Source organism: Proteus sp. GOKU, from assembly GCF_015475555.1.
In the GTDB taxonomy this organism is placed as follows: domain Bacteria; phylum Pseudomonadota; class Gammaproteobacteria; order Enterobacterales; family Enterobacteriaceae; genus Proteus; species Proteus mirabilis_B.
The window spans coordinates 1,033,030-1,046,570 of record NZ_CP034105.1 but is presented as its reverse complement, the minus strand read 5'-3'; the positions used below and the strand labels follow the sequence as shown (position 1 = coordinate 1,046,570).

Here is a 13,541-nt window from a genome sequence, read left to right as displayed (position 1 = left end):
ATAATTAGCCTTACTATAAATAGGATGTGATGAAAATAAAATAGATGTTCCCTGTTTTATCCTTTATATCAGACGACTTCTTAATTATTTCGTGAATTTTGCGAGAATTGCCTCAATAATCTCATTAATAGGTAATCCAGCATCCACAATAATATCAGCACATTGCAAATATAAAGGTTCACGTTTAACCAAAACGTCATTCATTTCTGAAACTAACGTTTTCCCCGTCAAACTTGGTCTTTGTGCTTCATTCGGATCTTGGGACAAACGCTCAACTAAAGTTTCAAGAGATGCCTGTAAATAAATAGTAACACCTGAAGATTTCATATAAGCACGATTTTGAACTGCCAAAATCATACCGCCACCCGTTGAGATAACTTGATTAGGTTGGCTAACTTGGATGAGCGCTTCTGATTCAGTTTGTCGAAAAAAATCCCAACCTTTCTCTTGAACCATAGAAGATATAGTTTGTTGATATTTTTGAGTTATCCAATCATCCGTATCAATGAATCTATAATTTAACGCGAGGGAAAGTGCTTTACCTACTGTTGTTTTGCCTGCACCTCTAGGTCCGATAAGGTAAATTGTACTATCCATAAAATGCACTATCTCCATAGTGTGTTCCCTTTTAGGGGTGTAATTAAAAATTTACATGCTGTAAAGTATAAAATATCATACCTGATGTAACAAAAAAATAAAGCCACACTTTAGAAAAGTATGGCTTATTTATTCATATTAACAATTAGCTACGAATTGTATTATCGCCGTAGCCAATCCATTTATAGGTCGTTAGAGCATCTAATCCCATCGGGCCTCTAGCATGTAATTTCTGTGTACTAACAGCAACTTCGGCACCTAAACCGAATTGTCCACCATCAGTAAAACGCGTACTTGCATTAACATACACCGCAGCCGAATCAACTTGGCGAACAAAGCGATCAGCATTAGCAATAGATTGCGTTAAAATAGCGTCAGAGTGTGCAGTTCCATAACAGCGAATATGACTAATTGCTTCAGTTAAACCACTTACCACTTCTACATTTAAATCAAGTGATAACCATTCATCGCAATAATCTGCATCTTTCACATCAACAACAGTAGCTCCGCCTTTTTTCAGCCCTGCCAATGCCTTTTCACTTGAATGCAAAGTCACTTTTTGAGCTGCCATAGCATCGCTTAACTGTGGTAAAAATAGATCTGCAATATTCTCGTGTACTAAAAGCGTTTCTAAAGAATTACACGCGCTTGGACGTTGTACCTTTGCATTTACGATAACCGTTAATGCTTTTTCTAAATCTGCACTCTCATCCACAAAAGTATGGCAAACACCGATACCACCAGTAATAACTGGAATGGTTGATTGTTCACGGCAAAGTTTATGCAACCCAGCGCCACCTCGTGGAATAAGCATATCAATATACTCATCCATTTTTAGCATTTTAGCGACTAATTCACGATCAGGCTTATCAATTGCCTGAATAGCGCCAGCTGGAATACCACATTTTTTTAATGCTTGTTGAATAACAGCAACAACCGCTTGGTTAGTGTGATGAGTTTCTTTTCCACCACGAAGAATAGCCGCATTACCTGTTTTCAAACATAAAGAAGCAACATCAATCGTAACATTAGGGCGAGCTTCATAAATAACACCCACAACACCCAATGGCACTCGGCGACGCTCTAAACGTAAACCGCTATCTAGCATACGGCCATCAATAACTTTACCAACAGGATCTTCTAAACGACATACTTGTCGAACATCATCGGCGATCGCTTTTAAACGTGCTGAATTAAGTAATAAACGATCAAGCATAGCGGCATTGATATTGGCTTCACGAGCCGCTTGCATATCTTTTTCATTTGCTGCAAGAATTGACGCTTCTTGTTGTTCTAATAAATCAGCCATAACTAATAATGCCTGATTTTTTTGCTCTGTTGATAGTTGAGCTAAATGCCAAGATGCCTCTCTTGCAGATTTACCCATTTGTTCTAACATCAGAAGGCTCCTTAGCTAACAATCATATCATCACGATGCACAGCAACACTGCCATACTCGTAACCTAAAATTTGACTAATTTCTTGTGAATGGTGCCCTGCAATTAAACGCAATGCATCACTATTATAGTGCGCAACACCATGAGCGAGATCTTTACCTTGTAAACTTTGAATGCGAATAACACATCCACGAGAGAAATCGCCTTTAATCTCTTTGATACCTTTTGGTAAAAGGGAGCTACCTTTTTCTTTAATTGCGTTTTCAGCCCCTTCATCAACTACTATTACACCAGCAATTGGCGCACCAAAGATCCACCGTTTACGCGCTTCTAATGGACTTTGTAAACCATGAAATAATGTTCCAACAGGTTCATCATTGATCACTTTGGCAATAACTTCAGGTTGTACGCCTGCGGCGATGACAACATCAATACCCGCGCGTCCTGCAACGGTTGCTGCTTGCAATTTTGTTGCCATACCACCCGTGCCTAGACCAGATACGCTATCACCCGCCATTTGGCGTAACTCATCATTGATATCAAAAACTTCAGGGATCAGTTTAGCATCTGGATTACTACGAGGATCAGCCGTGTAAAGCCCTTCAATATCCGTTAGTAATAACAGCTTATCAGCACCACCTAAAATAGCGGCTAATGCTGACAAGTTATCGTTATCACCCACTTTAATTTCTGCAGTGGCAACAGCATCATTTTCATTGATAACGGGAATAATATGGTTATCTAACAGCGCATGTAATGTATCCCGCGCATTCAGGAAACGTTCTCTATCTTCAATATCAGCACGTGTTAATAGCATTTGACCAATATGAATACCGTAGATAGCAAATAACTGTTTCCATACTTGAATTAAGGCACTTTGCCCCACAGCCGCAAGCAACTGCTTTGACGCAATAGTTGCGGGCAAATCAGGATAATTCAAATACTCACGTCCTGCTGCAATTGCACCAGAAGTAACAATAATAATCCGGTGCCCTTTTTCGTGTTGTTTAGCGCATTGGCGAACCAGCTCAACAATATGAGACTGATCCAGACGTCGTGAACCACCAGTAAGTACACTCGTCCCTAATTTAACAACCAGCGTTTGGCTGCTACTCATAACATTTACCATTCTTGTTGATTATTTAAAAAGATAATACACAGTTTTATCAGGAGAGAAGCGTTATGCCAACTGACATAACGCAAAATCTATGAAAAGTTGCCCTAACACAAAATTAGGGCTGAATGGGAAGAGGAAATTTGTTCATTTTTTCATCGGGGATGAGTGTCATCTCTAATTCACTCACAGCTAGTTGAAGAAATTCATGAAAACGAATAAGTGTTTCATTGATTGACTCAACAACATCATTCTTACTTATGTTCTGATGGAGCCAATCGCCATTTTTATCGAATAGCCCAATTTGATAATGATAAATAAGCTGTTCATTATTACGTTCTAATTCCATCCACCAGCCCCAAAACTCTCGTTTTTCCGGCGCGACTTTTTTATTTACACAAACTGCTAAACAGTCAAAAAAGAACTGGCTCTCTTGGCATTGTTGCTCTCGGATATAAGGTCCGATTTGAGCAAAACGCTTTAATAACTTACCTCGGGTAGGGTTCAAAGATGAAGTCATAAATTCAGTCTCCTTAGAAACTCTACTGTTATATAATCTAATATAATTAGCAAGTTATTGTTCAAAATTAATTATATTAATTTATCATAGATCCAATCTGCACTTTTTTGTAACGCGAGCTCTAAACCTTCATAAAGCGGTTTATCATTAATAGCAAGAATGTCACCATCCATAGAGGAGCGTGCAATTAATTGCGAATCCTCTTTAGGGCTCATTTCATCCCCTTTCCAATAAACCCCCATCATAGGAACAGGCATACGTCGCCCAATCAAACCTTGGTTTTTCAGAGAATAACTGCTTAACGATAATCGAAGATTATTCTCGTCAATATTCCATAATCCTAAGCGGCTTGCTAACACATCAAGATACATCACAGGAATTTTTTTCTGTAATTCAGCTTGGGTAAAGAAAGTGTGGATCAACGGACCTAAGGCAACAACACCTTTAATCAATTTTGGGTAGATATAAGCTAAACGCACAGCAATATTACCGCCAAAGCGAAACCCCATCACACCAACACGAGTATGATCAATCCAAGGTACTTCAGAAAGTTGCTTTAGAACTTCACCTTGTAAATGGCATGTATCTTCCGTTAGTTTTTGTTTTACTGAATAACCAATTGCGGGCATATCCAGAGTTAACATTGCAATACCTTTAGGGGAAAGATAGTCACGGAAGAAGCTAACATAATCGCTTTGTAAGCCGTCTAATCCGCCGCAAAATAACACGGTAGGATAAGGGCCTCTACAATCTTTGGGTAAATGTAGAAAACCTGTTGTCGTCCCTTTTCCTTCTAATTTAAATGTCAGTTTCTTGACTTCAAAAGAAGAAAATTTCGTCGCATTCTCAAAGGCTTTCATCGATAAAATAACGGCTTGATCCGCTAAAAAATCGCCATTAATAAAGGGATATGCGGCAATACTATAAAGATGTGCGGCTTGTAACCAACAATCTGCTGCGGCATCACCAGACTCTTCACGTAATGCTTTTTGTTGCCAGATCATCGCTTGATGCGACCACTCAAATGACCAACCACCTTTACGATACCCGATAACAGTATCAATAAATTTATCATCACTACGAGGGGCATCCTGTACCGCAATTCGGCTTAACACCTCTTCTATCTCAATAGGAGAAATTCCACGCCAAATCCACAGTAAACGTTGAATAGTTCGATACCAATTTTGTTGGCTCGTACCATTAAGCACGCTATAGGTATTAATATTCGATTTTGGATGGGTATACTGAATTAGCGTTGAGGTTTCAGCGTGTTTTGCTCGTGGCTTAAATAAAGTTTCAGAAAGATTCGTATTGTTTGCCATATCACTCTTCAAATCAGTGGATATCGTATAAAGGGGCTTAAAAGTCTGGCTTTATCATAGCATGAAATTGACTGGAACAATGTGTATCACGACAAGCAATCGCACGAAGACATCATTAAAAGGAAGAGAAAAAAGCTTAAAAACAAAAATCCCCGCCTAAGCGAGGATCTCAATTAAAACAGCAAAGCGAATGCTATCAACTTATTTTTGATCGCAAACAGGTGGAATAAAGGCAACACCCATATCCCAAGGCTGTTCAATCCATGTATTTTGCGGAATATCAACCACAAAATCATCCACTAAAGGACGCCCTTCTGGTTTTGCAAAGATAGTGACGAAATGCGCTTTTGGATACATGTCACGGATAACTTTAGCAGTACCACCAGTATCAACTAAATCGTCAACAACGATAAAGCCTTCACCATCACCTTCTGCTTTTTTTAAGATTTTGAGGTCACGCTGATGATCGTGGTCATAGCTAGAAATGCAGACTGTATCCACATGACGGATACCTAATTCACGAGCAAGTAATGCAGCAGGGACTAATCCCCCACGGCTGACAGCAATAATGCCTGTCCACTGTTCGACTGGTAATAAACGTTGCGCCAATTGACGGGCATGTATTTGCAACATATCCCACGTTACAACATATTTTTCGCTCATAATATTGTGATCCTAGCTACTTGAATTTCGAGAGAAGCTTTTTTGCGGAAAAAAAGGTTGCGCGAGATTATAGTGATTTGAGCGCCTAAAAACCAGAGAAAACGTGAAAACAGGTGAGATTATCCTCATTTTTTTCTGTAATGTCTTTTTATGATTAAAAAACGAACTATATAAAAAATGAATGCAAATAGAGATCTAATTTCTTGGATAGAGATGTGAATAGAATGACGCATTCATCAGAAGAAAGTGATATTCTCAACTATATTGGCGTATAACGCTCAGAATAATAAAGCTAACCCTTAAAAAAGCGGTAGGCTATCAATAACACAGATGCTGTTAGAGGAGATCCATCGTGTCTGAACTATCTACTCTATCCCCACAACCACTATGGGATATTTTTGCAAAAATTTGTTCGATTCCACATCCATCACATCATGAAGAAGCCTTAGCTTCCCATATTCTTTCTTGGGCAAGTGAAAAAGGTCTTTTTGCACAGCGCGATGCAGTTGGCAATATTTTAATTCGTAAACCAGCAACTAAAGGCATGGAAGATCGTAAAGCCGTTGTTTTACAAGCACACTTAGATATGGTGCCACAAAAAAACAACGACACCGTTCACGACTTCACCAAAGATCCGATCCAACCTTACATTGATGGTGAGTGGATCAAAGCTAAAGGCACTACATTAGGTGCTGATAATGGCGTAGGTATGGCATCTGCGTTAGCTGTTTTAGCTGACGATACTGTTAAACACGGTCCATTAGAAGTCCTGCTAACCATGACTGAAGAAACAGGCATGGACGGAGCATTTGGTTTACAACCAGGTTGGTTACAAGCTGATATTCTTATCAACACAGACTCTGAAGAAGAAGGCGAAATCTACATGGGTTGTGCGGGTGGTATTGATGTTAAAACCACAGTAAGCCTTTCTTACGATGCAATCCCAGCAGGTCACGTTGTTAAGCAACTGGTTCTGAAAGGATTAAATGGTGGTCACTCTGGTGGTGATATCCATTTAGGTTTAGGTAACGCAAATAAATTATTAGCGCGTTTCTTAGCGGGTCATGCAGAAGAATTATCACTGAAATTAATTGATTTTCACGGTGGTACACTGCGTAATGCTATTCCTCGTGAAGCAAACATTGTTTTTGCAATTCCAGCGGATAAAGCAAGCCAACTAGACGCAGTAAAAGCGAAATTTGAAGCTCTGTTAAAAACTGAATTAGCTATTGCTGAAAAAAATCTGAAAGTTGAATTAATTGATACAACAACAGATAAAAAAGTTTTCACCGCAGATTGCCAAGAGCGCTTAATCAACCTACTTAATGCTATGCCAAATGGCGTTATTCGTATGAGTGACGACGTTGAAGGTGTTGTTGAAACTTCATTAAACGTAGGTGTTGTTAGCATTGTTGACGATAAAGTAGAAATCCTGTGCTTAATTCGTTCTCTGATTGATAGCGGTAAAACCTATGTTGTTAGTATGCTGACAGCATTAGCAAAACTGGCTAAAGCAGACATCGAAACCAAAGGCGGTTACCCAGGTTGGAAACCAGATGCAGACTCTCCTGTTATGCATTTAGTTCGTGACACTTACCAACAACTGTTTGATAAAGTGCCAAACATCATGGTTATCCACGCGGGTCTTGAGTGTGGTCTGTTCAAAAAACCTTACCCAGATATGGATATGGTTTCTATTGGGCCAACAATCCGTGGTGCTCACTCACCAGACGAGCGCGTTCACGTTAAGAGCGTCGGTCAATACTGGCAATTATTAACTGCAATTTTAAAAGCGATCCCTGCTAAATAATTTTGCTTTAATGTTAATAATGAAACCCGCTTAATTGGCGGGTTTTTTGTGCCTAAAGCTATCACCAAGAAATAAATTATCCCCTCAAATCACACACTATTTCCCTTAAAGATCATAATTTATTCCTCATATAGCCAATTCCACAATCACTTATTCCATTATGGAATAAAAAATAAATCTTAATAAATTAAATATATAGAATGCTAATCATTATCATTAGCATTAATGTTTTCAGAGTGATATTTTCATGGCTTCCGCATTTAAAGTTAAAAAATAAAAAACTAAAGGGTTCTATTGTGTCTAATAAAAATTGCGTTGCTAGCGTCTTTCTCGCCTTACCTCTAAGTTTACTCTCTGTTCAAATTCATGCGGCCGTCAATCAAAATATACCTGAAAAGATAATTGTTACGGCATCTCCATCGCAAGATCCCCAAGCGCCTGTTTCCGGTTTTGTGGCAACAAAAACGCTATCAACAAATAAAACACCGAGTGAAATTGAAAAAACACCGCAATCCATTAGTGTGATCACGCGTGATCAAATGGACGCTCAAGATGTCAGTTCAGTTTCTCAAGCATTACGTTATACGCCCGGCGTTTTCACAGAATATCGTGGAAGTTCTAATCGTAATGATGAGGTTTTTATTCGTGGATACAGTTATGCCCCTCGTTTTCTTGACGGTCTAAGTTATGGAATGGGCGCTTCATCATCAACTGGTGCAATTGATCCTTGGTTATTAGAGCGCGTTGAAGTTGTTAGAGGGCCAGCATCCGTGCTTTATGGTCAAGTCAATCCGGGTGGCCTTGTTGCAATGACAAGTAAAAGACCAACAGCAACCCCTATCCGCCATATTCAAGTACGAGCAGGCAATGATAAATTAGCGGAAACTGCTTTTGATTTTTCAGGTGCATTAAGTGATGACAATCGTGTGCTTTACCGCCTAAACGGTGTTGCAAAAACACAACACACGCAAATAAAAAACTATAAAGAAGAACGTTTTGCACTTGCTCCTGCTATTACTTTCTTACCTAATGAACAGACTCGCTTAACACTATTAAGCTTTATTCAGCAAGAGCCTGAAGCTGGGTATCGTAATTTTTTACCTGCTTATGGTACGGTTAAAAGCACTCCGGCTGGTACGATCCCCTTTGATTTTGATGTTAACAATCCCGATTACCATAAATCATGGCGTCAACAATATGGTATAGGCTATGAATTTGAACACGAATTTAGTGATTTACTAAAAATTGTACAAAATGCTCGATATAGCCATATTAATCAGAAATATAAATATCTTGTATTTGGCTCTTTAAGAAAAGATAACCCTTATGTTCTTGAACGCCGAGCGCAACAAGAGCAGCGTGAAACAGATACTTTAGGAATAGATACTCGTTTACAAGCCGATTTTACTACTGCAAAACTTAATCATACTGTGATTGCTGGTATTGATTATCAGTGGAGCAAAGATCAAGATAATTTGCTCCGAGCAATGGGTTCAGAGTACGATCTTGACTGGCGAGATCCTAATTATCACTATCCAATTGATATGAGTTTACAAAAACCTGCGACCGATCAGCTACAAAAACGTGATCAAATCGGGTTATATCTACAAGATCAGATCCAATGGAAAAATTGGATCTTACTTGCAGGATTACGCCAAGATTGGGCTCAAGTTCGTACTCATGATTTCTTAGCTAAAAGTTATGATCAACAAGATGATAATAAGTTAACGGGTCGTGCAGGGCTTTTATACGCTTTTGATAATGGTATTTCGCCATATATTAGTTATAGCACCTCGTTTGAACCTAATTTACAAACTCGCAGAGCACCAGGAAGTGCGCCTTTTGAGCCTAGTGAAGGCCGTCAATTAGAAGCTGGAATAAAATACCTCACACCAAATGAGCAAACATTGGCAACACTCTCTGTTTATCAATTACAACAACGTAATGTGACCAACTACAATGCTGAAAAAGCGTATTTTGAACCGGTCGGTGAAATTAGAAGCCGTGGTGTTGAAGCTCAAATTAATAGCCAATTAACTGAAAATATTTCATTTATCAGCAGTTATGCTTATACCGATACTGAAGTAAGAAAAACCATTATTGCGGGAACACAAGGAAAAGAACTCCCTAGAGTTCCTAAGCATATGGCATCACTTTGGGGTCAATATGATGAAACATCTGGGCTATTTAATGGTGCTAAAGCAGGTGTTGGTGTGAGATATGTAGGTGTATCTCAAGGTGATACCAAAAATACAGTTAGTGTACCTGCTGTGACTCTTTACGATGCGATGATTGGTTATTCATTAGGTGAGCTATCACCTTCTTTAAAAGGTGCTGAAATTCAGCTTAATATGAATAATATTGCGAATAAACATTATGTTGCATCTTGTGCTGGTGATACTGCTTGTTTTTATGGTATTGGCAGGACAATGACAGCAACTATGAATTATCGCTGGTAATACTATATAAATTAACTAAATAGATTAACTACATACATTAACTGCGTTAACCATAGTCAATCTGTTGATCGGCTATGGTTTTTTTAATTTTTATAGCGCTAAAAGAAGTTGTCGTTCTATTTGTGGATCTTGCAAGGTGACATGAAATCCGATCAAACGCACACCTCTGCCATTTCGACGCTCATGCCATGCTTGGTAGGCAATATTAATTAAATCAGCTTTCTCTAAAATAGGGTGAGTATGCTCTTGTGTCGTTAATTGAAAATCATCAAATTTTAATTTAACGCCTTGCCTTGCTATCCTTAGATCCGGTTTAACTTTTGTTAATCGTCTTTCTAATTCGCTATATAATCCATCAAGTAATGCCAAGCAATCATCCCAAGAATTAATATCTGAGGCAAAAGTACGCTCAACTCCGACTGATTTTCGAAGTCTATCTGGGTTAATTTCACGTTCATCGATGCCATGACTACGTTCCCATAAATTTTGACCAAATTTTCCAAACGCTTTTACCAAAGAAATGACATCGGTGCGACGAATATCAGCGCAAGTCTCTAATCCCATTTCTTGCAAACGAGCAAATGTTACCTTACCTACACCGGGTATTTTATTAAGTGGCAATTTTAAAATAAAATCATCGATTTGCTCTGGTGTAATAACAAATTGTCCATTTGGTTTATTCATATCAGAGGCAATTTTTGCAAGAAATTTAATCGGTGCAATACCTGCAGATGCCGTGAGATTTAACTCATCAAAAATTTGTTGGCGAATTTCTTGAGCCATCAACGTTGCTGAGCCATGACAATGCTTACTGTCAGAGACATCAAGATAAGCTTCATCGAGTGAAAGAGGTTCAATAAGGTGAGTATAACGAGAAAAGATTTGACGTATTTTTGCTGATGTCTCTTTATAGAGAGCCATCCTACCGGGTAGCACTTTTAAGTGAGGACATAACTTCAACGCTGTTGCTGTTGACATAGCACTACGAACACCAAAACGACGAGCGGGATAATTCGCCGTGCAGATCACACCTCGACTAGAAGCATTGCCTCCAACCGCAATTGGGATCTCTTTTAGTGCTGGATTATCTCGTATTTCAATCGCAGCATAAAAACAATCCATATCAACATGAATAATTTTACGCATACAATCACCTCACTTTATTTACTGTTTAAATATACAGTAAGCAAATATTAACTACAATTTTTATTCGCTCTTATCTCCCTCTATTGAGGTGTATTTCTCATAAAAATCTGAATTAGTCTGTTTATTTATAGAATTGTCACAAAGTGATGATAGATTGTTTTTGCTCGTTGATTAATTACATTAATTTTAAATATTGTTTTGTAACTATATATAAAACAAGGAAATAATTTTTCATGATCAAGTTATTCATCGCTATTTCTCTCTTTTTTTATTCTGTAATCCTTATGGCATCTCCTAAAATTATCGCACATCGTGGTGGCACAGCTGATGCCCCTGAAAATACTGAAATTGCTATAAGAACAGCGCTCTCTAATCAAGCTGATGCAATTTGGATCACTATTCAATTATCGAAAGATAATATTCCTGTCCTTTATCGCCCTAGCGATTTAAAAAGCTTAACGAATGGGCAAGGTAGTGTTTCTGAATTTACTGCACAACAACTGAAGCAATGGGATGCCGGCTATAAATTTGGTGAAGCTCAGCAATTTCCTTATCGAAATAAAGGTGTCACCATTCCCACATTGGATGAGATCTTAACTCTATTCCCCACAACACAATTTTATCTTGATCTAAAATCCCCAGATGCTGATCCAGCAATCCAAGGGGAAGCATTAATAACCGTACTTCGTAATCATAACGCACTGGATAGAACTCGCGTTTATTCTACAAATACCGCATTTCTTGATGCCTTACCGACTAATGTACAACGTTTTGAAAGCCGTGATATCACTCGTGATATTTTAGCCAATATCACAATGAGCCATGTTTGCCTGTTACCTGAAAATTTAGATATTACTCGTTGGTACGGACTTGAGCTTCACCGCAAAGTCGAGGTTGTTGAGAAGTACACATTAGGAGAAGCGCGTTCCGCTTCAGTTCTGAGTTGGGATAAAGATGCAATGTCTTGTTTTCGTGCTGGTGGCAATGCTCATATTGTCCTTTTTGGGATCAACACAGAGAAAGACTATATTCAAGCCACTGAATTGGGTGCTGATGCAGTTATGGTTGATTCACCCGCAAATATGAAAGCATTTAGAAAAGAGTAAGCGCCCTCGCTTTTATCTTAGTTTTCTTAGAAAGAAATAAAAAAGAGTGATGTAAATATATACATCACTCTTTTTCTTATTCTTATATCTTACTTAAAGAATTCTATTTTTATTAAGTAATTCTTCTCTTGCTGCATCTTTTGCCATACGTTTTTTACGTGCATCACAAGGTTCGGGGCAATCACACTCTTTCTCTATGCCCATAGCACCTAAACCGCCACAGCTACCTTGAAGGCTTTTACGTTTTACAATATAGCCTAACGCCATACCAAAGAAGGCAATCAAGAATAAGATGAAGGCAAATAGAAATATTTTTAACATAACCTTCTCTCCTTAAATTCTACTTTTTCAAGAATGGGGCGAACGCTTTACTATAACGCTCTTCAAACCCATTTTCAGTTTTCACTATCATAAAGACAGGAATATTTAGTTCGTTTGCTACTGCTAACCCTTTTTCAGGCCCTAAAACATTCAACCCTGTTGAAAGACCATCAGCACTCATGCAAGTTGGTACAATCACAGTGATAGAAACAAGGTTATGTTTAATAGGGTGACCTGTGGTTGGGTCAATAGTATGAGAAAAACGAACACCATTTTCTTCAAAATAGTTACGATAGTCACCAGAAGTGGCAATTGAGTTATCACCCGGTTCAATAATTAACTGAACACTCTGTTTCGTGCCATCATTTGCCGGTTTTTCAATCGCTATACGCCAAAGCTTGTCATTACCATTCACACCTTGGGTTCTTACTTCACCACCAATATCAACCATATAGTTAGTGATATTCTGTGAAATTAAATATTCAGCTACAGCATCAACACCATAGCCTTTAGCAATTGAAGAGAGATCAACATAAAGTTCAGGGATCTTCTTAATTAACGAATTACCTTCAACAGCAAGATAATCAATTCCAATCCACTGTTTACGTTTTGCTAATTCATCTTCAGAAGGTTGATGCGTAAATCGACCTTCTGGACCAAATCCCCATAAATTCACTAACGGCCCCACAGTCACATCTAAAGCACCATCAGTCATTTTATTAATGCGGATAGCTTCACTGACTACTTTTGCTGTTGCCGGTGAAACAGGAAATGGAGTATTAATTTCACGGCTTTGATTGAAACGACTGAGTTCAGAATGAGGACGATATGTTGACATTTGATCGTTAACTTCTTCAAGAATACGATCAATCTCTGTTTGTAAGACGTTTTGTGGAGGTGAATTACTATCCGGAACATATTTAATCGAGTAATAAGTTCCCATGGTTTCGCCTTCTAATACCTGCTGTTTTTCACCACATGCAGATAATAGAACTAATGCAGACAGCATCACTATCCAATTTATCATCTTTCTTTTTAACATAACTCTCTCTTCTGATCATGAGCGCCCACATTAGTGGGCGCTTG

Annotated in this window: 12 protein-coding genes; 3 read left to right on the top strand and 9 right to left on the bottom strand. The window is 38.5% G+C overall.

Going from position 1 to position 13,541, the window contains the following annotated elements:
* Positions 1–84: 84 nt before the first annotated feature.
* The 6 genes from aroL to gpt all read right to left on the bottom strand — a co-directional run bounded on the left by aroL (position 85) and on the right by gpt (position 5,613).
* Complete coding sequence (gene aroL, locus EHE21_RS04795) at positions 85–597, bottom strand: shikimate kinase AroL (RefSeq protein ID WP_194952002.1); 513 nt, start codon at positions 595–597, stop codon at positions 85–87.
* Positions 598–742: 145 nt separating this feature from the next.
* On the bottom strand, positions 743–1,996 hold the full coding sequence (locus EHE21_RS04790) for a glutamate-5-semialdehyde dehydrogenase (protein ID WP_194952001.1): 1,254 nt from the start codon (positions 1,994–1,996) through the stop codon (positions 743–745).
* An 11-nt stretch (positions 1,997–2,007) separates the two neighbouring features.
* The gene (gene proB / locus EHE21_RS04785; RefSeq protein WP_036911879.1) at positions 2,008–3,111 is read right to left on the bottom strand and encodes a glutamate 5-kinase; all 1,104 of its coding nucleotides are present in this window, start codon (positions 3,109–3,111) and stop codon (positions 2,008–2,010) included.
* A gap of 115 nt (positions 3,112–3,226) precedes the next feature.
* Entirely contained in the window at positions 3,227–3,628 is a 402-nt protein-coding gene (gene crl / locus EHE21_RS04780) for a sigma factor-binding protein Crl (RefSeq protein WP_075672399.1), read from the bottom strand.
* A gap of 71 nt (positions 3,629–3,699) precedes the next feature.
* Positions 3,700–4,950, bottom strand: coding sequence for an esterase FrsA (gene frsA, locus EHE21_RS04775; protein WP_088493497.1), 1,251 nt, complete (start codon positions 4,948–4,950; stop codon positions 3,700–3,702).
* A gap of 201 nt (positions 4,951–5,151) precedes the next feature.
* Complete coding sequence (gene gpt, locus EHE21_RS04770) at positions 5,152–5,613, bottom strand: xanthine phosphoribosyltransferase (protein WP_023580994.1); 462 nt, start codon at positions 5,611–5,613, stop codon at positions 5,152–5,154.
* A gap of 352 nt (positions 5,614–5,965) precedes the next feature.
* Between gpt and pepD the strand changes: the two genes are divergently transcribed.
* Entirely contained in the window at positions 5,966–7,423 is a 1,458-nt protein-coding gene (gene pepD, locus EHE21_RS04765) for a beta-Ala-His dipeptidase (protein ID WP_075672395.1), read from the top strand.
* Positions 7,424–7,719: 296 nt separating this feature from the next.
* Positions 7,720–9,882: a TonB-dependent siderophore receptor gene (locus EHE21_RS04760; RefSeq protein ID WP_194952000.1), complete on the top strand. Its 2,163-nt coding sequence runs from the start codon at positions 7,720–7,722 to the stop codon at positions 9,880–9,882.
* Between the two features lie 90 nt (positions 9,883–9,972).
* Here the strand turns inward: EHE21_RS04760 and dinB are convergent, their stop codons facing one another.
* Positions 9,973–11,028 carry a DNA polymerase IV gene (gene dinB, locus EHE21_RS04755; RefSeq protein ID WP_194951999.1) on the bottom strand — a complete coding sequence of 352 codons (1,056 nt, stop codon included), beginning with the start codon at positions 11,026–11,028 and terminating at the stop codon, positions 9,973–9,975.
* Positions 11,029–11,261: 233 nt separating this feature from the next.
* Here dinB and EHE21_RS04750 point away from each other — a divergent pair, with 233 nt between their 5' ends.
* Positions 11,262–12,134, top strand: a complete 873-nt coding sequence (locus EHE21_RS04750) for a glycerophosphodiester phosphodiesterase family protein (protein ID WP_194951998.1) — start codon at positions 11,262–11,264, stop codon at positions 12,132–12,134.
* Between the two features lie 93 nt (positions 12,135–12,227).
* On the opposite strand, the gene nqrM is transcribed toward EHE21_RS04750, so the two are convergent.
* Together nqrM and EHE21_RS04740 are read right to left on the bottom strand one after the other, a co-directional pair.
* Complete coding sequence (nqrM, locus tag EHE21_RS04745) at positions 12,228–12,455, bottom strand: (Na+)-NQR maturation NqrM (RefSeq protein ID WP_023580998.1); 228 nt, start codon at positions 12,453–12,455, stop codon at positions 12,228–12,230.
* A gap of 19 nt (positions 12,456–12,474) precedes the next feature.
* Entirely contained in the window at positions 12,475–13,497 is a 1,023-nt protein-coding gene (locus EHE21_RS04740) for an FAD:protein FMN transferase (protein ID WP_102949400.1), read from the bottom strand.
* Between the last annotated feature and the right edge of the window lie 44 nt (positions 13,498–13,541).